Genomic DNA, 24,728 nt, shown 5'->3' on the forward strand with positions numbered 1-24,728 from the left:
GCACCGATTAAATCACATACATCCTGTAACGTCCCAACCGCGTCGGCGGGCTAGGATGCGGAACGTCAAGAAATCCCACCCTGACCATCCGATATAATTGCCTCGCCCGGCGCAGCAATGTGACCGACAGGCTCCGCTGCTCAACAGGCGGCAACAATAATAAGAAGGATGGATCGGCCCGCATCCCGAGTGCACAACCCTTCCTCCGGAAACCTCTCTCCATGCTCTTGATGACGAGATTGCAGAGATCCCAATCGTATGGGGTCGACAAAGCTCTGTACCTGGCCGCCTGTGCCGTCCTGGCTGCGTTCCCTGCGCTGATGTTTGTCAAGCCGACGGTTAGCAACCTCTGCTACGGACTCCTGCTCGGCTGGAGCGCCATCACTCTCGTTGCCGGCGGGCGCGCGGGCCGGACGGAATGTGGCGCGCTGCTGCGCAGGTACTGGTTCTTCATGCTGGCCATGGCGGCGTTGCCGCTGGCAGTGCTGTTGCAGCAACTGCTGTCGGGGGCGGAGGAGCCGCATGTTTCTTACCTGTACCTGCGCTTTGCTTTGTTCATTCCGTTGGTTTTTGGGATGGTACGGCTTGGCAGGGGCGGGATGCGGAGTGTTCAGTGGGGTTTCGTGGTCTGCGCACTCCTTTCCGCCGCTTGGATCCATGAGGCGACAGCTGCCGGTCGACCAGCTCACGTAGGGTTCTCCAATATCATTCCCCTTAGCAATCTTTCCATGCTGATGGGAATACTCTCCCTTATTTCAATTGGATGGGATCGCCCCAGGGGCTATCTGCAATCGGGCCTGAAGCTGCTGGCCGGCTCTGCTGGCCTGTACGCCTCATACACCAGCGGCACGCGTGGCGGCTGGCTCGCAATCCCCGTGCTGGCGCTGATTGCGTTGGCTGCATCACGCAGATTGACCCGCGTACACAAGGCGGCCGCACTGGCTGGACTGGCTGGTCTCATGGTCCTCACGTGGTTCGGCAGCCCCTTGGTGCAGCAGCGCACGACAGACGTTGTATCCGAACTGTCTCAATTTGATCACCATGTAACACTGGACACCTCGATCGGGATACGGCTACAGCTGTGGCGAACATCGCTCCAGATGGTGCAGGCCCATCCCTGGACCGGCGTGGGGCCGGACAACTACGAACAGGCTCTGCAGGCCCTGGCGGCACAGCACGAGATTACCGCTGAGGCCGCCACCATGCCGCACACCCACAATGACATCCTGCACGCGGCGGCCACACTCGGCATACCAGGGCTGCTGGCAGTGCTCATGCTGTATCTTGTGCCAGCCGCCTTCTTCCTGCGCCACCTGCGCAATGACGATCGGGATACACAAGTCGCCAGCGCCATGGGCCTGGCCCTGTGCTGCGGCTTCATGGTGTTCGGCCTGACCGAGGTCATGTTCGCCACGACCCTGGTCAATGCCTTCTACAGCCTGATCATGGCCGTGTGCTTCGCCTACGTGGTTGCGCGCAAGGACGCCTTGCCCGCGCAGGCGGCCAGTTGAGCCAGGACTCACGACGGCACATCTGCTTCCTGACCGGTACCTTGAATGCGATGGCCGGCGCGGAACGGATGACCGCAACGATCGCCAATGCGCTGGCCGACCTTGGCCATCATGTCACCATCCTGAGCCTCTGGGACGCTGCCAGCCAGTTTCCGTTGCATCCACGCTTGCGCCATGAAGCGCTGTACGCGCAACGGCCCTCTTTCAAACGTGCCTATTTCGGCACCGTTTCCGGCATCCGCAGGCACTGCACCGCGCATCGCATCGATGTGCTGGTACAGGTCGACACCATGCTCGAACTGTTCGTGCTGCCTGCCACCCTCGGCCTGGGCCTGCACCATATCGCGTGGGAGCATTGCCATTTCGACGAGGATCTCGGCAGGCCGGCGCGCAAGGTGGCACGGCGACTGGCCGCGCAGTTCTGCCGGCAGGTAGTCGTGCTGACAGAGCGGGACCGCCGCCGCTGGCTTGAGGCACTGCGGCCGCGCAGCAAGGTCGTCTGCCTGCCGAATCCGCTGCCATTTCCGATGCCGGCCGAACCCGCGCCACGCATGCAGAAGACCGTGCTGGCCATGGGCCGGCTGGTTCCGGCGAAAGGCTTTGATGTCTTGCTGCGCGCCTGGCAGAAGGTAGTGGAAGCGGAGCCGGAATGGCAACTGGTCATCCACGGCGAAGGCGAAGAACGCCCTGCCCTCACTTCACTGATCGGCCAGCTGCAACTGCAAGACCGGGCCAGCCTGCCGGGTATTTGCCAGGATCCGGCGCAGGCCTACGGGCATGCATCGGTCTTCTGCCTGAGTTCGCGCTATGAGGGATTCGGGCTGGTGCTGATCGAAGCGATGGCTTTTGGCCTGCCGATCGTATCGACCGATTGCGAGACCGGACCACGCGAACTGCTCACACCGGGGCAGGATGCGCTGATGGTTGCCGCGGATGATGCCGATGCGCTGGCCAAGGCGCTGCTGACGGTGATCCGCCAACCGGAACTGGCGAACCACCTTGGCGCCGGTGGCCGCCACAAGGCAAGCCATTTCACGCTGGAGCGGCTTGCCCTGCAGTGGGACGCCCTGGTCAAGGCACCAGGGTAAGCACCGGATCAGCCCTCCAGCGCCGGGGCCAGCGCAGCGAGGGTGCGGACGGTGGCGCCGCGATGCAGGCCCGCAAAGGTCTGCGCATGCGCGCGCATATCCGCCAGCCGCGCTGGATCGGCCAGCACGCTTGCCGCGGTGCGCATCAGCGCATCGGCATTGTCGACGCGCAGACAAGCGCCCGCGGCAATCGCGTCTTCCGTCGCCTGTGCAAAGTTGAACGTATGCGGGCCAACCAGCACCGGCGTGCCGACCGCGCAGGCCTCGATCAGGTTCTGCCCCCCCAGAGGCAACAGGCTGCCACCGATGAAGGCGAGATCCGACGCAGCAAAGTACATTGCCATCTCGCCCATCGAATCGCCCAGCACGATATCGGCAGTCAGCGGCGACTGGATGCCGTCAAGATCCAGTGCACTCCGGCGCTCGACCGAAAACCCCGCACGCGCCACCATCGCGGCGACTTCATCGAAGCGCTGCGGGTGACGGGGGATCAGCAGCAGAGCGGGACGCGGGACATCGCCCGCCAGTGATTGCCAGCGGGAGAAGGCATCGAGCAACATCGGCTCCTCTCCCTCGCGCGTGCTGGCGGCTGCCAGCACCGCACGCGCGCCAAAGACCTTGCGCAGCCGCTCACCCAGCGCAACGCCTGCCGGCGCAGGCTGCATATCGAACTTCAGGTTGCCGGTGATCTGCACCGCCGGCACGCCCAACGCCTGAAAGCGATCGGCATCACCCGCCGTCTGCGCCAGCACGCCCGCAAAATCCCCATACATGACCGCCGCCGCGCGCCCAAACCGCGCCGTGCGCCGGAAGCTGCGCGGCGACAGGCGCGCATTGACCAGGAACAGCGGCACTCCGGCCTTGCGCGCGCCGCGCACGAGGTTGGGCCACACCTCCGTCTCCATCAGCATGCCCGCCTGCGGCCGGAAATATCGCATGAACCGCCCCACCAGCCATGGCAGGTCATACGGCAGGTAGCACTGCAGGATGCGCGGCTCCTTGCCGAACAGCTGGGCACCGGTCTGGCGGCCGGTCGGCGTCATGTGCGTCAGCAGCAGGCGGTGGTGCGGATAGGCGCCGAGCAGCGCGTCGATCAGCGGCTGCGCCGCGCGGGTCTCGCCGACCGACACGGCGTGAACCCAAAGCCACGGACCTTTCCGTGGCAGGCTGCCGTAAACACCCAGGCGTTCGCCGACGTGCTGCACATAGCCAGGCTCCTTGCGCGCGCGCCAGGCCAGGCGCAGCAGCGCCAGCGGCAGCACCACCACCCACAACATGCTATAGAGCAAACGCAGCATCAGGCAGCCACTCCGCGCACGCGGCAAGCCGCGTCGTAGACCTCATCGACCGACGGCACCACGCCGTCGTCACCGACATTGGCGATGCGCGCGGACCAGTAGCCCTCAGTCTTCCAGCGCCACGTGGCCGTATAGATCTCTACCGTCGGCCGGCACAACGCCGCGGCAATATGGACCAGGCCCGTATCGACCCCGATCACCACCTCGGCCCGGTTGATCAGCCCGAAGCCCTGCATCACCGAGAAACGCGGCAACACCCTCGCCTGCGGCACACCGGCAGCGACCTCTTCGGCAGCCTGGCGTTCCTTGTCATTGCCCCACGGCAGCAACATCACCAGGCCCTCATCCGCCAGCCGCCTGCCCAGCGCATGCCAGTTCTGCACCGCCCATTTCTTGCGCGCGCCAGCAGTCGCATGGAAGCACACGGCATAGCGTGCAGGCAGGTCGCCCCACAGCGGATCGTCAACATGCAGCGATTGCGCGGCAGGCCCGAAAAACTGCGGCGGCTCCGCCGGCTCAAGCCCGGTCAGCGCAGCCCCCAGCAAGCGCGAGCGCCGCACCGAATGCGTCTGGCGCGGCACGCGCACCGGATCGGTGTATAGCAGCCGCGCCGCCGGCTCATAGCCCGAGCCCTGCGTGGCATTGCCCAGCCCGATAATCGGCGCACCGGGCGCCCGCGCGGCCACGCGCGCGACCACCGCGGTCTTGAGCAAGCCCTGGCTCTCGATCACCGCGTCATAGCGCTCCTGGCGCAGCGCGTCACGCACCGTGCCCACCTCGCGCCAGGTGCTGCCCCGCAGGATGCGCTTGCGCCAGCGCCGCAGCGCAAACGGAATTACCCGGCGCACCTCCGGCAACAGCCGGACAAGTTCGACATAGCCCTCTTCCACCACCCAGTCGATCTCAGCGCCAGGCCAGCGCGCGCGCAGATCATGCACCAGCGGCATGTTGTGCACCACGTCACCGAGCGACGACACCTTGACCAGCAGGATGCGCGGCCGTTCCGGCAGTGTGAAAGGCACCGCGGCCGGCGTGGGCTGCGCCACACCGACCGCGTCCGACGATGCCGCCGGCACCGTCGCGCGCTCAGAACGGGAGCTGAGCATCCGGCTTCTCTGCCAGGATCACGCGCTTGAACTCCGCCTGGATACGCGCCAGTGCGGCGTCGTTGTCCGCCTCGAAACGCATCACCACCACAGGGGTGGTGTTGGACGGGCGCGCCAGGCCGAAGCCATCGGCATATTCCACGCGCACGCCGTCGATGGTGATCACCTCGCGCGCCCCTTCGAACTTCGCGTTCGCCTTGATCCGGTCCAGCAGCGTGAACGGCTCGCCCTCGGCACACTTGAGCTGCAGTTCCGGCGTGTTGTTGGCATTCGGCAGCGCATTCAGCACCGCGCTCGGATCCGCGTGGCGCGACAGGATCTCCAACAGGCGCGCGCCCGTGTACAGGCCATCGTCAAAGCCATACCAGCGGTCCTTGAAGAACACGTGGCCGCTCATCTCGCCCGCGATCGGCGCGCCCGTTTCCTTCAGCTTGGCCTTGACCAGCGAATGGCCGGTCTTCCACATCAGCGGCTCACCGCCGTGTTCTCGGATCCAGGGGGCCAGTTTGCCGGTGCATTTCACGTCGTAAATAACCTGGGCACCCGGGTTGCGCGCCAGGATCTCTTCAGCGAACAGCATCAGTTGCCTGTCCGGGAAAATCACCTGACCGTCCTTGGTCACCACACCAAGGCGGTCGCCATCGCCGTCGAAGGCCAGGCCAAGCTCGCAGTCAGTCTCGCGCAGGGCCTTCATTAGATCCTGCAGATTCTCGATATGTGCGGGATCAGGGTGGTGGTTCGGGAAGTTGCCGTCCACGTCGCAGAACAGCTCAGTCACCTCACAGCCCAGTCCACGGAACAGGTCACCCACGAAGGCACCGGCCACGCCGTTGCCGGCATCCAGGGCAACCTTCATCGGACGGGCCAGCTTGACGTCGCTGATGATGCGGTCGAGGTACTTTTGGCGCACATCGACTTGCTTGTAGGTGCCGGCACCGCTGGTGAAATTGCCGGCTTCGATCCGCTGGCGCAGCGCCTGGATCTGCTCGCCATAGATCGCCTTGCCGGCCAGCACCATCTTGAAACCGTTGTAGTCCGGCGGGTTGTGGCTGCCGGTGACCATGATGCCGGAGGTCGGGCGAACGCCGTCGATCTCGATGTTGGTGGCGAAGTAGACCATCGGGGTGGCGACCAGGCCGATGTCGATCACGTCCAGGCCGGCGGCGCGCAGGCCTTCGACCAGGCCGGAGATGAGGTCGGGGCCGGAGAGGCGGCCGTCGCGGCCTACGGCGATGGTTTTTTCGCCCAGTTCAGTCGCCGCCGAACCGAACGACAGCCCGATCTGGCGCGCAACGTCGCGCGTGAGAGTCTTACCCACGATTCCGCGAATGTCGTAGGCTTTAAAAATGGTGGGATCGATTTGCATGTGGCTTCCTGTATCGCGTTCCGGCCGCACCGCACTTTCAAAACAGAAAATGCGACGCACCAAAGGGTGCTATTTTGCCGGATTGCGGCAGCCCCGGGCGGTATAATCGCCGCATTATCACGGATGGACACAATTTTCGGAGTCTGTCCTACATTGAACGGTGCCCTGTCCGCCGCTCTTGGGCCGCTCCCCGTTTGGGGCGCCATGGTAGCCGGCAGCAATCTGCCCGGGTACCCGGCAACCTCCCTCTCAGCTTGCATTGCCCTGTGACATATGGCGGCCGCGACCCGGCTACAGACGTACAGACCCTTGAGACCAACTGCCCAGCCTTCGCCACGCCCTCGCATCGCCTATCTGATCACCAATTCGGAGATCGGCGGCGCGCAGTCGCATGTCGCTGACCTGTTGCAGTCGATGGCGGGCAAAGCCGATACCGTCCTCCTGGCCGGCGGCGACGGCCCCCTGTTCGATATCGCGAAACAGGCGGGCGCCCAGACCATCCGGCTGGCGCGGCTAGACAATGCGCTGTCTCCGTGGCGTGCGATCGCTGCCCTGCGCGAGCTGGTCAAGGCGCTCAAACAGGCCGCGCCCGACCTGATCCACGCCCATAGCGCCAAGGCCGGCGCGCTGGGCCGCATCGCCGGATTCCTGCTCGGCATACCTGTCATCTATACAGTCCATGGCTTCGCCTTCAAGCCTGAAGCCCCGGTGCGCCAGCGCATCGCTGCGCGCGTGGCGGAATGGATGTTGGCGCCGCTGACGGCGCGCGTCATTTGCGTGGCGGAAGCGGAGCGGCAGCTGGCACATGCACTGCCCATTCCGGAAGAGCGCATCACGGTGATCCCAAACGGCATCGCCGACACCAACCATCGCGCCGCACCACAAGCACCCCTGCGGAAAATCGTGATGGTCGCGCGCTTCGCCGCGCCCAAACGCCCGGATGCGGCCATTCGCGCCTTTGCGCGCGCTGGCCTGGGAGAGTGCGAACTCGTACTGGCCGGCGACGGTCCGCAGCGGTCTGCCATGCAGCAGCTGGCGCAACAGCTTGTGCCCGGCCGCGTGCGGTTTCCCGGGAATGTGACCGACATTCCCGCCCTGTTGGCATCCGCCCAGGCCTTTGTGCTGGCCTCGGACCATGAAGGCTTTCCGCTGTCGGTGCTTGAAGCGATGCGGGCCGGCCTGCCCGTCATCGCCTCGGATCTGCCAGGCATCCGCGAACAGCTAGAAGACTACCGGCGCGGGCAGCTGGTGGATCATGGCGACGAGAGCGCGTTCTCAGCTGCACTGCGACGCCTTGCCAGCGACGGTGCGCTGCGCGCTGCGCTTGGCAGCCAAGCGCGCCGCCGGTGGGAGCAACTCTATGGACTGGAACGCATGACCGAAGCGACGTGGTCCGTATATTGCGACGCCCGGGCGCAAACGCCCCGCGCTGCGCGGGTGCCAACATGATGAACATCAAGACCGACAGCGTGCGCCACGGCGCCTTGCGCAGCCGTACCGGCGGATCCGAGACCATGCGACGGGTCAGCAGGATGGTGGCCTGGGCGGTGATCGGCCTGGCGCTATTCGCGCTCAGCGCGGCGTGCGCCGAGATGGCACATCGCGCCGGCATTGTTACCCACGTGTTCACGCGCACGCTGCTATGGTCAGTGGTGCCATACTTGTTTGCGTTCATGCTGCTTCACCGCTCGTTGCACCTGCCAGCCATGGAGGGCAACAGCCTCGCGGGACTGGCAGCGACGCTGCCCTTCTGCGGCCTGCTCTTTACTTTTGCCGCCTTCCATATCGAGTATTCACGCGGCGCACTGCTGTTGTCTTACTGCATCACGCTGGCGTGGATCTGGGCCGGCTACCGGCGCTTCGTGCAAAACTACGTGCCGCTGTTCGGCTATACCGATCCGAATACCCTGGCGCAGCTCGGATCCATCCTCGCCATGCCGGGCGCCGCACCGCCGGCCCGTATCCGCTTCGAGCCAGTGGGATCACTGGAGGACGCCAGGCATTTCGACGGCCTGATGGTCGAGCGCAGCGCCACCGGCGACCCCGAACGCACGCGGCTGCTCGCACACTACAAAATGAGTCACGTTCGGATGTATTCGGTGGAGCGCGTCGGGGAAATGCTGACCGGTCGCGTTGGCCTGGCGCACATCGACGAGAACTTCCTGGATGACTACGCCGCCCACTACCTCTACGGCTACCTTAAACGCGCGGTGGATATCGTGACCGTCTTGTGCCTGGCTCCGCTTGCCGTGCCTTTGGGGGCCGCGGTCGCGCTCGCGATCCGGCTCGAAACGCCCGGCGGTGCCATGTTCCGGCAGCAACGCGTAGGCCTGTTCGGCAAGCCTTTCATAGTGCTCAAGTTCCGCAGCATGAGCGTCGATGGCAGCGCGCCTGCCATGTTCGCCGCACGCCGCGACCCGCGCATTACCCGCGTCGGGCGCATCATCCGCAAGTACCGTCTGGATGAGATACCGCAGTTGTGGAATGTGTTGCTAGGCCACATGAGCCTTATTGGCCCGCGACCGGAGCAGGCGCCGATGGTCGAGGAGTTCTCGGAGACCATCGCCTACTATCCGTACCGGCATCTGGTGCGGCCCGGTCTGTCGGGCTGGGCCCAGGTGCAGCAGGGGTATGCCAGCAGCCACGAAGAGACCGTGACCAAGCTCAGCTATGACCTGTACTACGTCAAGCACTGCTCGCTGGCGCTGGACCTGCTGATCTCAGTCAAGACGTTGCAGACGATCCTGACCGGCTACGGTGCCCGGTGACAACGGTCCCAACGTTGACGAGCGCCTCGCCGCCGATGCGGATTTTGCTGCTTTGCACTGGCCTCAGAATGGGCGGCGCCGAGCAGCAGGTGGCCGGGCTCGCGCGCCAGTTCGCCGACGACGGTCATGCCGTCGCCGTGGTCAGCCTAACGCCGGGCTGCGACGTGACGCTGCCCGCAAGCGTCATGGTTCTTCCTCTCGATATGCGCAAATCGCCGGCATCGTTCGCGCGGGCGCTGTGGCAGCTACACGCATTCGTCAGGCAATGGCATCCGGATGTCATCCACGCGCACATGGTGCATGCAAATCTGCTGGCCCGGGTGCTCGCCGCGCTGACCGCCGCGCCGCCGGTGCTGTGCACCGCCCACAGTGCGCGCGAAGGCGGCCGCCTGCGAATGCTCGCCTATCGGTTGACCGACCGCTGGGCGGCCCTGACCACGCACGTCAGCGCCACGGGCAGGCAGGCGATGATCGACGCCGGCGCGGTCCCGGCCGCGCGTATCCGCGTGATGCCGAATGGTATCGACACTAGCCGCTTCAGTCCCGACGCGGCACGGCGGCAGGAGACCCGCGCCGCGCTGGGAGTCACGCCCGACACCCGGCTGATCGTCAACGTCGGCCGGCTCGTTCCGGAGAAAGCTCAGCAGACGCTGATCGATGCCTTCGCCGCGCTCGTGTGGACGCCCCCTGCGGCTGCGCAAGCGGAGATGCGACTGATGCTGGCCGGTGACGGGCCGCTGCGCGGCGAGCTGGGGGCGTCCGTCCGCCGCAACGGGCTCGATGGTCTCGTCACGCTTCTCGGCATGCGCCGCGACGTGCCAGCGCTGCTCAATGCCGCCGACCTGTTCGTGCTGTCCTCGGAGATCGAGGGCATGCCGCTGGTCGTCGGAGAGGCGCTGGCTAGCGGATGCCCGGTGGTGGCAACGGATGCGGCGGGCGTGGCGGAGCTGTTGGGCAACGCGGGCGAGATCGTTCCCCGGGGCGACGTGGCCGCGCTGTCGCACGCGATGGCGCGGGCGTTGGCACACGGCATCGGCAACGCAGCTGACCAGGCTGCGCGCCGCGACCGCGTGCTGGCGGCGTTCAGCCTGCAGGCTGTGGCTCGCCAATGGATCGCCTGCTACGCCCCACTGGCTGGCGCCGCCGGCCGCCGCACCCGCGCGGAGCCCGCCCGATGAGACGCAAGGTCGCCAGCAACCTAGCATGGATGCTGATCGAGCGTGGCCTGCAGATGGGCTGCGGCATCGGCATCCTGGCGATGCTGGCGCGCGGACTCGGGCCCGAAGGCTTCGCACGTTTCCAGTATGCGCAGGCCGTCGTCTATGTGACCGCGTCGATCGCGCTGATCTGTGGCAGCGAGGTCATCATTCCCCGGCTGGTCGCCAACGGCGATCCAGCGGCCCAGCACCGGCTGCTGGCCCACGCATTCGGTCTGCGCCTGTCGGCCGGCGTGCTCGCCTATCTGCTGATGTGCGGATTCCTGCTGGTCACGCGCCAGGGGTCGGAGTCCTGGGTGCCGGCGCTGGTGCTCGGCGTGCCCGTGCTGTTGCGCGAGCCGTTCGGCATCGTCACGGCGTGGATGCAGGCCTGTACGCGCACCCGACCCAATACAGTGATCAATGTGTCCGCGCTCGCCGTAAAGGCAGTCTGTGTGACGCTGCTATTCTGGTTCAGCGTCCGCAGCGTGCCGGCCTACGCACTGGTCTTCGTGCTCGAAGCGGCCGTTGCGGCCGTGCTGTGGACCCATTTCTACCTGGCGCGCGCGCCGCGCGTCCGCGTGACCGCAGAGCCGGCGCTGATCCGCGAGTTGATCGCCGACGGCGCCCTCTTCTGGCTGAGCTTCATTTTGATGATGAGCGCGCGGCGCATCGACCAGCTACTGCTGAAGCCGCTTGTGCCGCTGACCGAGTTCGGCGCCTATGCCGCGTCGATGCAGGTGCTCGACAACTTCGTGCTGCTCGCCACGATCCTTGCCGCGGGCATCGCCCCAATCTATGTCTATGCCCAGCCGACGCTCGCCCAGGCGCGGCGCAACGTCCTCAGGATCGCGGGCGGCATGCTGGCCGTCGGGCTGGCGGGCGGCCTAACGATCACGGCCTGCGCACCCTGGATTGTCCAGCTGCTCTACGGTTCGGCGTATGCCTCCGCGGCGGACCTGCTGCAACTCTCGGCCATCGCCTCGACACTGATCTTCGCGGACGTGGCGCTGACTCTGCTACCCATCCACATGCGCCGTCCGCGGCTGGTGGCGATCAAGTGGGGGCTGGTGTTTGCCGTCACTGTCGGCATCGATGTCGTCGCCATCCCGGCGTTCGGGGCGCGTGGCGCGATCCTCGGATACGCGATCGCCAACCTACTGGCCGCGCTGTTCGGTCTCGGCATCTGGCTGTGCGAGGGCCGCCGCCTGCCCGCCGCCCGCGAGGCCAACGCATGAAAACGGACCGCAATCTCTGCTTCCAGAGCGAGACCCTGAACGTCATGGGCGGCACCGAGCACATGACGGCCGTCGTCGCCAACGCTCTGGCGGAACATGAGCACGCGGTAAGCATCCTCAGCCTCTTCGATCCGGCGAGCTGCTTCCCACTGCATCCGCGGGTGCATCATGAAGCCCTGGTCGCGCAGTGGCCGTGGCTCAAGCTCGCCTATGTCGCGACCGTGGCCGGCATCCGCCGCTTCTGCAGGAGCCGGCAGGTCGATGTGCTGGTGCAGGTCGACACCATGATATTGCTGTTCACGCTGCCGCCGACGGCAGGCTTTGGCGTCGAGCAGATTGCCTGGGGGCAAGACGGGGAGGCATCGGCCAGGATGGCAACTGCGGCCCGGCACGACACGAGTGCGTTTGCCCCAGAGAAGATCATCGCGCGCTGGAAATACCCTGGCAGCGGGGGAATCGCCCGGCTGGTAGCGCACCAGACACTATCATGTTGCTTCTACTGAACAAGACAATGCTCCGACTGCGGGAAACAAGAAATCGTCTAACGGTCGTCCTCGCCATCGCACCCGTACTGGGGGTTCTCGCGGGCCTGCGCTACTACGCCCCGGCACTCCCGGTCTACTGGACGGCCGGCGTCCTGCATGATTTCCTAATCTGGACCGCAGCCTGCCTAGGCATCGCGTGGCTGCTGCGGCGGAACGCGCCCACGCAGGCGCGCCGGCTCTTTGCTGTCGCTATTTCGGTGTATCTGGCCATCGGCGTGGGCCTCGACGCCACCGCGGCAGTCGCGCTGCTTCTTGTCTCGTCGTTCCTGTGGGGACGCGGCTCGCTTCGCCTAATCTTCGAGGGTGGGAACGACGCGGCCAACTGGTCGCTGTGCGTGTTCCTGGGCCTGGCCGTCCAGCTTGCCATCTTCGGGGTGCTGATTCATTTCCCGCTCAATTTCCGTGCGTTCTACGTCGCGATCCTGTCTGCACCGATCCTGGCCGTCCTGCTCTCGGGAGGCCTGCAGCGCGGCTGGCGCGGCTTCGTCAACGGCGTCGCGATCCGCACGCGTACATTCGACGAGATTCCGTACTGGTACTTCGTCCTGCTGATGATTTTGCTGGGCGCTGTCGCGCGCTACGCGCTCTATCCGACCGTCGGCTACGACGAGAACGCGCTGCATCTGCGGATGTGGACGCAGCTCACCTATCGTCACGTCTATGAGTTCGACGTCGTGACGCAAGTGTGGGAGGTGGCGCCGTTCGCAGTCGCGCTGCTGCACGCCATCGTCTCGCTAGTCGCCGGCGACGACGCGCGCGGCGCGCTGACCCTGGCGCTGACACTGCTGCTGTGCGCGCAAGTCTGGGCCATTCTCGCGCACTTCTCGCTGAAGCGGCATGACCGGCTGCTGATGCTCGTGCTGTTCGGCAGCACTCCGATGCTCGGCAGCCTGCTCGGGGCGCTGCAGGCTGAGTTGTTCCTGGCGCTGATGATGGCGGGCGGCGTCCGCTTTGCGCTGGAGGCCAGGGACGGCTGGCTCGGCAGCCGGATGCTTGTCGTGCTCACCATTGCCGCGATGTGCGTCGCGGCCAAGCTGCCTGGCGCGTTGATCGGCATCCTGCTGGTGGGTGCGGCTGCGCTGCAGGTCTCGTTGTCGCGCAGTTTGCCCCCCCCGCAGCGCCTGCGAAGCCCGGCTCTGCTGATCCTGTTCCTCCTGCTGTTGATCTCGGTGGCGCTGCATGCGTATGTCACCGCCTGGGGCATCACCGGCAATCCGTTCTTCCCCCTTTACAACGGCATCTTCAAGTCCCCTTATTTCGAGGCGGCAAACTTCGCGGACACCCGATGGCTCAAGGGCTTCAGCCTGGAGAGCTATTGGGGACTGTTCTTCAAGACTTCCGGCTTCCAGGAGTCGAAGGACTTCGTCGCGGGCTTCCAGTACCTGTTCCTGCCTTTCATCGCCCTCCTCGCCGTCGGCAGGACGGACCTCAGGAAGCTGGGGATCGTCCTGATTCCGCTCGCCGGCTTCGGCGTCATAATGTTCGCGATGATCCAGTACTGGCGCTACCTGTTTCCGGCACTGCCGCTGGCAACGGTCATCATCAGCGCGCCGCTTTGGGAAAAGCATGGTGGCCAGGAATGGCAGCGGGCAGTCGCGCGCGTGGCGATCCTCGCCTGCGTCGCCATCAATCTGTACTTCTTCCCCGGCGTTTCCTGGGTCTTCGAAGGCCCTCCACAGCAGGCCTACACGGCGGCGGGACGGCGCGCCATCGCGGAACGGATCAATCCGGCGAAGCTGCTCACCGCCTACGTCAACGAACGCTATCCTGGCGCCACGGTCCTCTACCCTGCCTCCACGCCGTTCGGCGCGAACCTCAAGGGCGATCCCGTCCTCGTCAACTGGTATTCCCCGTCGCACCAGGCACGCTTTGCCGCTGCCACGAGCCTCGCGCACGTGGCGAACTTCGTGAAAGACGAGAAGGTCGGCTTCGTGATCTGGAGCACGTATGACGCGCCCACGCCCGAGCATCCGGAATGGTTCCTGCGGGAATACCTGAGCCAGGTTGGATATCCGGAACTACGCATCGGCAACTTCACGCTGTACCGGGTCGTCGGCCACGACTTGACCTATCGTGAGGCGTTCGACCTGCGCAAGCAGATTTCAGGCGAAGTGAAGATCGCAAAAGATGCCCCCTCGGCCGCCATGCCAGTCACCGTGCCGACCAGCGGCGCGACCAGGCTCCGGTATCACGTGACTTATCGCTGCCAGTCAGCGACGGGTCGCCTTGTGGCCCTGATCCAGTGGGGCACCGGATCGCCGTATTACCGCCTCATGCCTTGCAGCGAGACACCACTCTCGTTCTCGGAATCGCTGCCCGTGCCCAACGGCGCCTCACGCGCGCAGATGCAGTTTACCCGGCAAGACACTGCCGAGGCCGAGCTGACAGACATTCGACTGGAGACGAACTGACAATGGTGACAATGGACCCAACGCAACAGGAGCAGGCGGTTGCCGTGGTCATCCCCTGCTACAAGGTGAAGGCGCATATCCTCGGCTTGATCGCGAATATCGGGCCGGAATGCGCGAGGATCTACGTCGTCGACGATTGCTGTCCCGATGGCAGCGGGAACCACGTGCGGGAGCATTGCTGTGACCCGCGCGTCGTTGTGCTGCACAACGGCGCGAACTTGGGCGTCGGCGGTGCCGTGATGACCGGCTACCAGGCCGCGATCGCGGACGAGATGAACGTCATCGTCAAGGTCGATGGCGACGGTCAGATGGATCCCACGCTGATCCCGGATTTCGTGGCGCCGATCCTGGCCGGCGAGGCTGACTACACGAAGGGCAACCGCTTCTTCAACCTGGAGGAGATCCGTGCGATGCCGAAAGCCCGGCTCTTCGGCAATGCCACGCTCTCCTTCATGACCAAGATTTCCTCCGGCTACTGGGACCTGTTCGATCCGACCAACGGCTACACCGCGATCCATCGCGATGTGGCCCGGCAACTGCCGCTCCACAAGATCAGCCGCCGGTACTTCTTCGAGACGGACATGCTGTTTCGCCTCAACACACTGCGCGCGGTGGTCGTCGACGTGCCGATGAATGCCAGGTATGGAAACGAAGTGAGCAACCTGAAGATCCGGAAGATCGTCGGCGAATTCGTCTTCAAGCACGTCCGCAACTTCGGCAAGCGCATCTTCTACAATTACTACCTGCGGGACATGTCGCTCGCCTCCCTCGAGTTGCCAATCGGCGGCTTGATGATGGTGTCCGGGGTCATCTTCGGCGGCTATCACTGGGTGGGTTCGTTGCGCAAGGGCGTGACCACGCCAGCGGGCACCGTGATGCTGGCCGCCATCCTGCTGCTGATCGGCCTGCAGTTCGTACTGGCCTTCATTGCACACGACATCTCGTCCGTGCCGCGCCGGGCCATCCACAAGCGCGCGGCCCGCAGGCTGAAGCCGCCGGCCGGGAAGTAGCGGGCCGCCGGCCCTGTCAGGCGCCCTTGCGGTACACGCAGACGACTGCATCGCTCGGGAACATCCTGGTCAGCGGGAAGACGGCGAGCGTGCCCAGGTACAGTACGACGAAACGCACGAGGCTGGGATCGGCGCAGCGCAGCCGCGCGGCCAGGCCCTTGAGCCGCACCGATGGCAGTTCGGCATCGCGCACCAGCGAGAAGCCGAACCGCGACAAAAGCCCGTTCAGGTTTTCGCGGTTGAAGTAATGCACGTGCGGCGACGGCAGGTCCTTCTGCCAGAGCCGCGCGAACGGCCCCTGCCAGCCGACGCGCGCCAGCACGCGCGACAGGCGGTAGAACAGCCCGTTGCTGTTAGGCAGGTTCAGCACCAGCAGGCCATCCGAATTGAGCCTGGCGGCGCAGGCCGCAAGCGCGTCGCCGATTGCGGGAAGATGCTCGATGACGTCGTTGAAGACAATGACATCGAACGCTTCGTGCTGTTCCAGCGCATCCGGGAAATAGCCGGCTCGGACATGCACGCCGCGTGCTACGGCCTTTTCCACGACCGCGATGTCCGGTTCGATGCCGAGCGACCGGAAGTGTGCCTGGGCCACGTCGAGAAACCAGCCGTGCGCCGCCCCGACATCGAGCAGCGATGGCCGCCCCGACTTGGTGAGATCGAGAATGAGCTTCACGATCTCGCGGAAATTCTCCATCCGCAGGGCCTTCAGCCCTGCCTCGCGCAAGCCCTCGTCCAGCGCGAGATGCGCCGTCGGGTCATTTATCACGGGTTCCAGCCAGCTGCCCTCGTAGCCGCACGCCGGGCAGACAAAATGCCACCGGGCGATGCCTGGCTGGGTGAGACTCGAACACACTACGCATAACGACTGGATGCTGGTTGCGGTCATGAAAATCCTTGCTGGGAAATGCCAACGGCCGCGTGTCGGCGGCGCCTGCGGCATATGCGCACTGGGTTCGCATCAGGGCCGGATGGTAAAATGCTAGCCGCCCAATCCCTCAGACAGCCCTATTTTGCGCACCCTATCACCCCAGATTCTCTTGTATGTCGCCATCGGCGTGGTCTGCGCCGCGCTCGACCTGGGGATCATGCAAGCCCTTCTGTGGAACGGCGCCGTTGCCTGGGTCGCGGCGAGTGTCGCTTTCATCGTCTGCGTGGTGGTCAACTACACCGCACACTCAAAGCTCACGTTTGACGCGCCGTCTTCGCTGCCTTCATTTCTGAGGTTTCTAGTGATCGTTAGCCTCAACTACGTGATCACGATCGTCTGTGTGCAGGCGGCACACGCCATTATAGACAATGCCATGATCGGCAAGATCTTGTCCTATCCGATCGTCACGCTCAATGGCTTCCTGCTCGGCAAGCACTGGGTTTTCCGCTCCGCGTAGCAGACGCCGGCCCTCGACGCGCGCCGGTGCCCAGCGGAACGAATCGGCACAGGACGACAGCCGCCCTCGGGTTCCGGGCACACCATCACTGAACACCGATGACCACTTCGATCAAGAAGACCGTACTGTATCTGATCCTGATTCAAGGCGGCAACTACCTGTTTCCGCTTCTACTACTGCCATATCTTGGCGGCGTGCTCGGGGTCAAGGAGTTTGGCGTGCTCGCCTATTGCCAGGCGATCATGCAGTACCTGATGCTCCTAACCGACTACGGCTACAATCTGACAGCGACCCGGCTGGTGTCGCTGCACCGAGACGATCCGGGCAAGCTGAACGACGTGTACGCGTGCACGACGGCCGGCCGCTTCGCGCTGATGCTCGGTGCGCTGGTGCTGCTGCTCGCCGGCTTTGCATTTGTCCCGGACATTCGCTCGCACTGGGCCGTCTTTGCAGGCTTGAGCCTGGGCATGATCGCCAATGCGCTGACGCCGCTGTGGCTGTTCCAAGGATTGGAGCGCATGAAATCGCTGGTGCTGCCGACCTTCGTTTCCAAGGCGGTCAGCGTGCTCTGCGTGGTGGTCTTGGTCAGGGGTGAAGGCGATGCGGCGCTCGCCGCGCTAGGCATCAGCATCGGCAACGTCGTGCTGGCCGGAGCCGCCATGTGGATCGTGGCGCGGGAGAAATTCGCGGCGCTCGTCGCCGTCAAGGCGCGCGACGTGTATCACACGCTTACCGAGGGCTTCCCGGTCTTCCTGTCGGTCGTGCTGGTGAGCTTCTACGTGAACTTCAACTCGATCCTGCTGAACCATTACTACGGCCCGGTCGCCGTCGGCCAGTTCGCAATGGCGGATAAGATTCGCCTGGCGGCGCAAGCGGTATTCGTGGTCGTCGGGCAGGCGTTCTACCCGCGCATCAGCCAGTACAACACGATCGATCCGCCAGCGGCGCGCAAGCTGCTGCGCACCGCGATGCTGCTGATCTCGGGCTCCGCCATCGGCATGTTCGCCGTGATTCAGCTTTTTGCGGACTGGGCCGTCACCTTCTGGCTGGGCGAACAGTTCCACTCGTCGATCGGGCTACTGAAACTGGAGGCGGTGCTGTTGCCGATCATCGGCGTCGCGCTGGTCTATGGCAATCTCGGGCTGATGGCGATGGGCAACACGCGGCTGCTGAAGAACGTGTACGCCGTCGCCACGGCCCTCCACCTGGCCTACGTGGTGCCGCTCACCCTCCGTTGGGGCGCGGAAGGCACGATCGTCTCCGTCATCCTGACGGAGCTCTTCGGCGCAGCGGCGTTTGCATGGCTCTACTTCCGCGAGAGGAAGCGTGCCCTCGCCGCGCAGCCGGGGCAGGATGCGCCGGCCTGAACGGCTGGCGGCCCGCCCGCGGGCCTCGCTGGCAAAATTAGCCGGCCGATCGTCAGTCGAACACTTCGGCGTCGTGGAACGGCTTGCCTGCGGCGTCCTTTGCGGCAAGCATCGGCTCGCCCTCGAGCGACCATTGGATGCCCACGGTGGGGTCGTTCCACAGCAGGCTGCGCTCGTGCTCCGGATACCAGTAGTCGGTGGTCTTGTAGAGCACCTCGGCAATTTCAGTGATCGCCAGGAAACCGTGTGCGAAGCCGGGCGGCACCCAGAGCTGGAGCTTGTTTTGCTCGGAGAGCACCACGCCCACCCACTTGCCGAAGTTCGGTGAACTGCGGCGTAGGTCGACCGCCACATCGAAGATCTCGCCTCGCGCCACGCGCACCAGTTTGCCCTGCGGCTGCCTAATCTGGTAATGCAGGCCGCGCAGCACGCCCTTGGACGAGCGGCTGTGGTTATCCTGCACGAAGGGCGTATCCACCCCGGTGGCCTGCTGGAAGTCCTGCTGGTTGAAGCTCTCAAAAAAGAAACCCCGGTCATCACCGAACACCTTCGGCTCCAGGATCATGACCTCCGGCAGCGCCGTCGGGGTCGCAACAAAAGGCATCGCTTTCCTCCCTAGTTCAACAGGCTGAGCAGGTACTTGCCATAGCCGTTCTTCGCCAACGGCGCGGCAAGCGCCTGGACTTTGTCCGCGCCGATCCAACCCTGGCCGTAGGCAATCTCCTCCGGACAGGCCACCATCTGGCCCTGGCGCTTCTGCAGCGTCGCGATGAAGCTCGACGCATCGAGAAGGCTGTCATGCGTGCCAGTATCGAGCCAGGCATAGCCCCGCCCCATGATCTCGACGTTGAGCTTGCCACGCTCCAAGTAGTGGCGATTCACATCCGTGATCTCCAACTCCCCGCGCGCGGACGGCTGGATCTGCGAAGCGATGTCGCAGACCTGCTGGTCGTAGAAGTACAGGCCGGTCACCGCGTAGCTGCTCTTCGGCTGCGCCGGTTTTTCCTCGATGCTGACCGCGTTCTGATTGGCATCGAATTCCACCACGCCATAGCGCTCGGGATCGTGGACGTGATAGGCGAACACGCTGGCGCCGCCCTGGTGGGAGTCGGCATTGCGTAGCAGCTTCGGCAGGTCGTGGCCGTGGAAGATGTTGTCGCCCAGGACCAGCGCGCTGGGGCCGCCGCCCAGGAAGTCCCGGCCGATCAGGAACGCCTGCGCCAGGCCATCGGGCGAGGGCTGCACCGCGTAGCGGATATTCATGCCCCACTGACCGCCATCGCCGAGCAGATCGGAGAAACGCGGCGTATCGGACGGCGTGGAGATCACTAGGACGTCCCGGATGCCCGCCAGCATCAGCGTGCTGAGCGGATAGTAGATCATCGGCTTGTCGTACACCGGCATGAGCTGCTTGGAAACGGCCTGCGTCACCGGATAGAGCCGGGTGCCGGAGCCGCCGGCGAGGATGATGCCTTTGCGTGTATTCATCATGTTCCTTCCATCTGACGCCCCGCTTGGCGTCCTGCTACTGCAACGTTCAAGCCACCCGCGACCGCCGGTTTGTGCTCCCGTGCCAACCGCGGAAAGGCGATGAGGAGTACGGTGAAGCCGAGGAAGAAAGAGATCGACTCGTGACCCGCGCTCGCCAGGGACGTCAGCACAAAATAGAGAACGGCGGCCCTGGCGCGCGGATCGGCCAGGTTGATGCGCCGGCACAGCGCGACCATCATCCACAGGAAGAATACGCCGTACACGAGCATGAAATCGAACAGCGTGGATTTGGTCGACACGTTGGTCAGGCTCGCGACGATCTCGGCCACCTCCGAGAAATTGAGGGGAAGCTGCGCCCCGAGCCAGTCCATGGCCCACCCGCCGAGGTTCTGCACGGCCCAATAGAAACCGTAGTAGCCGTAACCAAGCGGATCGACAACCTGCCCAGCTAGCCCGGCCAGCCACAAAGTCATTCGCGTCGATCCCGACGTAAAATTGCTGAGGTCGTGGGCGACGGCCTCCGCCTGCTGCAGGCCCACGGCAATGACAACCGGCGCGAAGACGAGCAGGTAGGGAATCAGGCGGCGCGTCAGGCTGACGAATAGGAACGCCGCCAGGATGCTAATCGCCGCCCCCTTGGAGCCGACGACGCCTAGCAGCACCATCATCAGCAGCATGAACACGGCCTGCCGCTTGGCCGAATATGGGCGCGACATCTCGCTGAGCAGATAGACCATCATCGCGTATCGCCCGACCAGCGTGGCGAAATGCGAGTTCTCCTGCATGAAGCCGCGCGTGCGCAGGTCCTCCGTCTCCAGGTAGCCCGGTGCGAACACCAGGCCCCGGATTGCACCCGGCAGGCTGCCGGGAAAGAGGTCGTGAAAGAGATAGCCGATCGCGCAGATGACGAGCGCGGTGATCAGCCCCATGCGCAGGTGCGGGACGCGCAGATGATCGAAGAACAGCAGCGGCGACAGCCAGACGGCCGAAAGCACGAGCAACGTCAGCGACTTCGCCGCGAACAACGGCGAGAGCCCGAAGAACAGTGCGGACAGCACTGAGGCCAGGATACCGTAGGCCAGCAGCCACCAGGCATTCAGGCTGGTAGCCGAATGGGCGCGCCCTTCGACCAGACGCACGAGCAATACCAAGGGCAGGCAGCAGCTGATCAGCAGCGTGCCCGGCGAGGCCGCCAGGTAGCCGAGCGCCTCGGGCCGGTAAACGGCACCGAATGCCATGCATGCAATGGCTGTCGAGAAAGCGATCGACAGTAGCCAGGAAATCACCATGCTAGCTAGCTCCGGCCCGACTGCCCCGTCTCGTTGCCCACCAGTTGGAGCATCTCCGCGCGAATCCTGTCCGCGAAGAGCCTCCAGTTGGCATGCGTCTCGACGGTACTGCGCCCGGCCTCGGAAATGCTCGCCCAGTAAGCCTTGTCTTCCCGCAGGCGCCCGACTCCCTCGATGAAGTCGGCCGGGGAATCGAAGGCAATCAGGTTTCGGCTTGCCTGGAAATATCCGCAGCTCTCGACGTCGAGTCGCGTAGTAATCACCGGCAACTGGTTGGCCATCCCTTCGAGGATCTTCTTGCGGATGCCCCCACCGACGTAGGTCGGGGAGATCAGGGCCAGGGAACTGGCGAAGACGGCCGTCAACGACGGCACAAAGCCGAGCGCCTTGACACGCAGACCCGTGAGCGTCTCCGGCTTTATGTCGACGAGCCCGGCGAGCTGCTCGAGCTGCACTCCGGTGATGGCCAGCGTCAGCGACTGCAGGCGCGGGTGCTGCGCCGCCTGCGCCCACACGGTATGCAGGAAGCGCTTCAGGCTGTCGACACTCTGCGTAGCGCGGGGATTGAGCAACACGAGCAGTTGCGAGGATGCGGCGCTTTCGCTCAGGTCGCGACGCGGGGGGAGCGGAATGCCTTCGGGCGCAAGGAAAAGGTTGCTGTGGCCATCCTGCCGGCGTGCAATCGCGAGGTCCTGGTCGGTGATGAATGCCACGGCATCCACGCGCTTCCAGATCCGCATCTCCTCGCGCTGCGTGAAACTGGCGAACAGGCTGGCCGCCAGCCGCAGCGGTCCGCGCAGCGAATCGCGATAGCTGCGCACCAGCTCGTATTCGACGTTGTGCTCACGCAGCAGGATTGGCACGCGCCAGCCAGCGGCACGGCGGATCTTCTCCGCCAACCCCACCGTGTGCGGATGGAAGCAGATCAAGGCATCGGGCCGGATGGGACCGATGGCGTCGGCAAAGGCACGCGCGGCCGCCGTCGTCGAGTATTTCTCGAACTTGTATGGCCTGCCCTGCAGCGTGGCGCCGAGGACGACGCCGAGGGACTCCACCGGCCTGAACGGCACAGCAACCTGGCGAACGCCGATAGCCGCGTAGCCTGCGGCCGCCTCCGCGCTGTTTTCCGCGCGTGGATACGCGTAGGTGACGTCGAACTGCTCGCCGAGGGAAGCTAGGGCGCCGTGGATGCTCTCCTTGCCGCCGTCAACCGGGGGGATGACTTCCTGTGGCCCGAGGGCGAGTATCTTAATCTGTATCATGGACGTCCGATTCGTGAATACAAGGCAGCCGCCTTCGCGCAGACGCGGTATTTCAACCCGATGTTCATTGGCATGACCAGGCCGCCACGGCGCAGTATCTGCTCGCTGAACAGGTACTCGAACGCCACCGTCACCGCCTTGCGCAGCAGCAGGTCTTCCGCGACGTTGCCGTTCAACCTGCCCTTCCAGGACCATGGGCTAACGGGGCCGGTCAGGTGTACGTGCAGCATGTGCTTCAGTGCGACATGCTGGTCGGCATGGTCGTCCAGCCAGCGGCGGACGGACGGGTTCGAATCATCGCCCGGCAGCGTCCGGGCAAGTTGTTGGAAGACGTCGAAGCCCGCCCGGTTCAGCAGGAAACAGAAGGTCGACAGGTGGCGTCGGGTTGGGTTGCGCACATCCAGCAGCAGCAAGTCCGTCGAAGGATGGACCTCGCCAGCGGCGGCGGGCTCTCGTATCGCCGTTAGGCTCGGGACCAGGGCCCCGAGCCGCCTCGCCATCATGCGCCAGGGATGCTTACCGAACAGGGTATCGTTCAAGATCAGGTACAGGTCATGGTCCCCGACGACCGAGGCCGCTGACGCATACGCGGAAATATCGAGGTACTTCCCCGTGCTGGGGATCCACGAGGCCTTGTCGCCCGGCTCTACGGGCAACGGGACCGACGGACGCATGCTGACGAAGCACTTGCTGGCGGCGGCGTGATCCAGCAGTAGATTGTCCACGAATTCCGACGTCACTTTCGAGAACTGCGACGGCGACGTGTAGTAACACGCCCCAATGATCGCAACTCGCATGCCTTGCTGATGACGAGATGCTGATTGTGGGTGACTGGTCATTGACGCTGAGGACAGAGAACGGATTTCGACATACGACGATGAATCGGGCGTAGAGTCACGGGCGGGGTAGACACGCCGGGCGTCCCGCCCCCACGGACACGGCCCTGTTAGTGGCGACCGTAGCTGTCCTCGATGCGCACGATGTCGTCCTCGTTGAGATAGCTGCCGGACTGCACCTCGATGATCTCGAGCGGGATGCTGCCCGGATTCGCCAGGCGGTGAACCTCGCCCAGTGGGATGTAGGTCGACTGGTTCTCGGTGAGCAGGATGGTCTTGTCGCCGCAGGTGATTTCCGCGGTGCCCTTGACCACGATCCAGTGCTCGGCCCGATGGTAGTGCTTCTGCAGGCTCAGGCTGGCCTTTGGCTTGACCTGGATGCGCTTGACCTTGAAGCGGTCGCTTTCGTCGACACTGTCATACCAACCCCATGGGCGATGCACCTTGCGATGCAGGGTCTGCTCGCCACGCTGCTGCTGGCCGAGCGCGTTGACGATATGCTTCACGTCCTGGCTGCGGGACTTGTCGGCGACCAGCACCGCATCCGGCGTCTCGACGACGACGAGGCCTTCCACGCCGACCAGGCTGACCAGCCGGCTGGTGGCATGCACCAGCGTATTGCGGCTATCCCTGGTGATCACGTCGCCCATGTGGGCGTTGCCGTCGTCGTCCTTCGGCAGCACATTCCAGACCGCGTCCCACGCGCCCAGATCGCTCCAGCCGGCATCGAGCGGCACCATCCGGATCGGGAAGCCGCTGCCCGGGCAGCGTTCGGCCACGGCGCAGTCGATCGAATCGGACGGAATCTCCGCGAACTCGGCCTTGCCTGGGCGCGTGTTCTGTCCGTCCCGGCTGCGCTGTTCCCATGCGCGCCGCGTGATCTGCAGGATGTCTGGGCGGAACTGCTCGAGCGCGGCGAGCCACACCGAGGCCCGTAGCACAAACATGCCGCTGTTCCAACAATAGCCGCCCTCCGCGATATAACGCTGAGCGGTGGCGAGATCGGGCTTCTCGACGAACGCCTCGACATCGAAGGCCGCCGCCGAATCTGACCGCTTGCTGGTCCGGATGTAGCCGTAGCCGGTCTCCGGGCTTTGCGTCGGAACCCCGAGAACGACGATCGCGCCCTTGGCCGCCTCGCCGATCGCCGCCTGCAGCGCCGCGTTGTATGCCGCCTCGTTGGTGATCGCCTGGTCGGCCGGGGTCACGGCAAGCACGGGGTCGCCGCCCGCTTCCATCGCCGCCAGCGCCGCAATAGTCAGCGCCGGCGCTGTGCCGCGCCCGACAGGCTCCAGTAGCGCTGCCCCGAGAGCGACCCCGGTCTCGCGCAGTTGCTCGAGGGCTAGGAAGCGGTGCTCCTCATTGCTGACGACGACCGGTGCGGCGACGGCGATGTTGTCCGCCCCCACCGCGGTGATCCTCGCGATGGCCTGCTGGAACAGGCTCTCGTTGCCCGTCAGGCAAAGGAACTGCTTGGGAAACCCTGCCCGCGAGAGAGGCCACAGCCGGGTACCAGAACCGCCGCAAAGAATAACTGGAGTTACTGAGATCATTTTTC

Annotated in this window: 21 protein-coding genes; 11 read left to right on the plus strand and 10 right to left on the minus strand. The window is 64.8% G+C overall.

The window, feature by feature from the left end:
- Positions 1-221: 221 nt before the first annotated feature.
- Both AC1Q7H_RS01625 and AC1Q7H_RS01630 read left to right on the plus strand, forming a co-directional pair.
- Positions 222-1,511: an O-antigen ligase family protein gene (locus tag AC1Q7H_RS01625; protein WP_492380875.1), complete on the plus strand. Its 1,290-nt coding sequence runs from the start codon at positions 222-224 to the stop codon at positions 1,509-1,511.
- Positions 1,508-2,599, plus strand: a complete 1,092-nt coding sequence (locus AC1Q7H_RS01630; protein ID WP_492380876.1) for a glycosyltransferase family 4 protein — start codon at positions 1,508-1,510, stop codon at positions 2,597-2,599. Before AC1Q7H_RS01625 ends, AC1Q7H_RS01630 begins: the two co-directional genes overlap by 4 nt.
- An 8-nt stretch (positions 2,600-2,607) precedes the next feature.
- Here AC1Q7H_RS01630 and waaA read toward each other — a convergent pair whose 3' ends face one another.
- Genes waaA through AC1Q7H_RS01645 form a run of 3 tightly spaced genes read right to left on the minus strand, consistent with a single transcriptional unit; the run spans position 2,608 to position 6,369 of the window.
- Entirely contained in the window at positions 2,608-3,897 is a 1,290-nt protein-coding gene (waaA, locus tag AC1Q7H_RS01635; protein WP_492380877.1) for a lipid IV(A) 3-deoxy-D-manno-octulosonic acid transferase, read from the minus strand.
- A complete protein-coding gene (gene waaC, locus AC1Q7H_RS01640; RefSeq protein ID WP_492380878.1) occupies positions 3,897-5,003 on the minus strand; it encodes a lipopolysaccharide heptosyltransferase I in 1,107 nt (368 codons plus the stop codon). The genes waaA and waaC overlap by 1 nt, the downstream gene beginning before the upstream one ends.
- Positions 4,984-6,369 (minus strand): phosphomannomutase/phosphoglucomutase, encoded by a 1,386-nt coding sequence (locus tag AC1Q7H_RS01645; RefSeq protein WP_492380879.1) that lies wholly within the window; start codon positions 6,367-6,369, stop codon positions 4,984-4,986. Before AC1Q7H_RS01645 ends, waaC begins: the two co-directional genes overlap by 20 nt.
- Positions 6,370-6,642: 273 nt before the next feature.
- On the opposite strand from AC1Q7H_RS01645, the gene AC1Q7H_RS01650 reads away from it, so the two are divergent.
- The 7 genes from AC1Q7H_RS01650 (at position 6,643) to AC1Q7H_RS01680 (ending at position 15,537) form a co-directional block, all read left to right on the plus strand.
- Positions 6,643-7,818, plus strand: coding sequence for a glycosyltransferase family 4 protein (locus AC1Q7H_RS01650; protein WP_492380880.1), 1,176 nt, complete (start codon positions 6,643-6,645; stop codon positions 7,816-7,818).
- Positions 7,818-9,137, plus strand: a complete 1,320-nt coding sequence (locus tag AC1Q7H_RS01655) for a sugar transferase (protein ID WP_492380960.1) — start codon at positions 7,818-7,820, stop codon at positions 9,135-9,137. The genes AC1Q7H_RS01650 and AC1Q7H_RS01655 overlap by 1 nt, the downstream gene beginning before the upstream one ends.
- A 68-nt stretch (positions 9,138-9,205) precedes the next feature.
- Positions 9,206-10,315, plus strand: coding sequence for a glycosyltransferase (locus AC1Q7H_RS01660; protein WP_492380881.1), 1,110 nt, complete (start codon positions 9,206-9,208; stop codon positions 10,313-10,315).
- Entirely contained in the window at positions 10,312-11,571 is a 1,260-nt protein-coding gene (locus tag AC1Q7H_RS01665) for a lipopolysaccharide biosynthesis protein (RefSeq protein ID WP_492380882.1), read from the plus strand. The genes AC1Q7H_RS01660 and AC1Q7H_RS01665 overlap by 4 nt, the downstream gene beginning before the upstream one ends.
- Entirely contained in the window at positions 11,568-12,074 is a 507-nt protein-coding gene (locus AC1Q7H_RS01670; RefSeq protein ID WP_492380883.1) for a hypothetical protein, read from the plus strand. Before AC1Q7H_RS01665 ends, AC1Q7H_RS01670 begins: the two co-directional genes overlap by 4 nt.
- Positions 12,059-14,527, plus strand: a complete 2,469-nt coding sequence (locus AC1Q7H_RS01675) for a hypothetical protein (RefSeq protein WP_492380884.1) — start codon at positions 12,059-12,061, stop codon at positions 14,525-14,527. The genes AC1Q7H_RS01670 and AC1Q7H_RS01675 overlap by 16 nt, the downstream gene beginning before the upstream one ends.
- An 11-nt stretch (positions 14,528-14,538) precedes the next feature.
- The gene (locus AC1Q7H_RS01680; protein WP_492380885.1) at positions 14,539-15,537 is read left to right on the plus strand and encodes a glycosyltransferase family 2 protein; all 999 of its coding nucleotides are present in this window, start codon (positions 14,539-14,541) and stop codon (positions 15,535-15,537) included.
- A gap of 16 nt (positions 15,538-15,553) precedes the next feature.
- On the opposite strand, the gene AC1Q7H_RS01685 is transcribed toward AC1Q7H_RS01680, so the two are convergent.
- Positions 15,554-16,480: a class I SAM-dependent methyltransferase gene (locus tag AC1Q7H_RS01685; RefSeq protein ID WP_492380886.1), complete on the minus strand. Its 927-nt coding sequence runs from the start codon at positions 16,478-16,480 to the stop codon at positions 15,554-15,556.
- Positions 16,481-16,577: 97 nt separating this feature from the next.
- Between AC1Q7H_RS01685 and AC1Q7H_RS01690 the strand changes: the two genes are divergently transcribed.
- Together AC1Q7H_RS01690 and AC1Q7H_RS01695 are read left to right on the plus strand one after the other, a co-directional pair.
- Complete coding sequence (locus tag AC1Q7H_RS01690; RefSeq protein WP_492380887.1) at positions 16,578-16,925, plus strand: GtrA family protein; 348 nt, start codon at positions 16,578-16,580, stop codon at positions 16,923-16,925.
- Between the two features lie 98 nt (positions 16,926-17,023).
- On the plus strand, positions 17,024-18,292 hold the full coding sequence (locus tag AC1Q7H_RS01695; protein WP_492380888.1) for an oligosaccharide flippase family protein: 1,269 nt from the start codon (positions 17,024-17,026) through the stop codon (positions 18,290-18,292).
- 52 nt (positions 18,293-18,344) lie between these two features.
- On the opposite strand, the gene rfbC is transcribed toward AC1Q7H_RS01695, so the two are convergent.
- The 6 genes from rfbC to AC1Q7H_RS01725 all read right to left on the minus strand — a co-directional run bounded on the left by rfbC (position 18,345) and on the right by AC1Q7H_RS01725 (position 24,723).
- Entirely contained in the window at positions 18,345-18,896 is a 552-nt protein-coding gene (gene rfbC, locus AC1Q7H_RS01700) for a dTDP-4-dehydrorhamnose 3,5-epimerase (RefSeq protein WP_492380889.1), read from the minus strand.
- A gap of 11 nt (positions 18,897-18,907) precedes the next feature.
- On the minus strand, positions 18,908-19,780 hold the full coding sequence (gene rfbA, locus AC1Q7H_RS01705; protein ID WP_492380961.1) for a glucose-1-phosphate thymidylyltransferase RfbA: 873 nt from the start codon (positions 19,778-19,780) through the stop codon (positions 18,908-18,910).
- Complete coding sequence (locus AC1Q7H_RS01710) at positions 19,780-21,072, minus strand: hypothetical protein (RefSeq protein WP_492380890.1); 1,293 nt, start codon at positions 21,070-21,072, stop codon at positions 19,780-19,782. The genes rfbA and AC1Q7H_RS01710 overlap by 1 nt, the downstream gene beginning before the upstream one ends.
- 5 nt (positions 21,073-21,077) lie before the next feature.
- A complete protein-coding gene (locus AC1Q7H_RS01715) occupies positions 21,078-22,334 on the minus strand; it encodes a glycosyltransferase (RefSeq protein WP_492380891.1) in 1,257 nt (418 codons plus the stop codon).
- Positions 22,331-23,131 carry a hypothetical protein gene (locus AC1Q7H_RS01720; protein ID WP_492380892.1) on the minus strand — a complete coding sequence of 267 codons (801 nt, stop codon included), beginning with the start codon at positions 23,129-23,131 and terminating at the stop codon, positions 22,331-22,333. Before AC1Q7H_RS01720 ends, AC1Q7H_RS01715 begins: the two co-directional genes overlap by 4 nt.
- Before the next feature lie 149 nt (positions 23,132-23,280).
- Complete coding sequence (locus AC1Q7H_RS01725) at positions 23,281-24,723, minus strand: mannose-1-phosphate guanylyltransferase/mannose-6-phosphate isomerase (protein WP_492380962.1); 1,443 nt, start codon at positions 24,721-24,723, stop codon at positions 23,281-23,283.
- Positions 24,724-24,728: the final 5 nt, after the last annotated feature.

Source organism: Cupriavidus sp. GW823-FHT06D04, assembly GCF_058795055.1.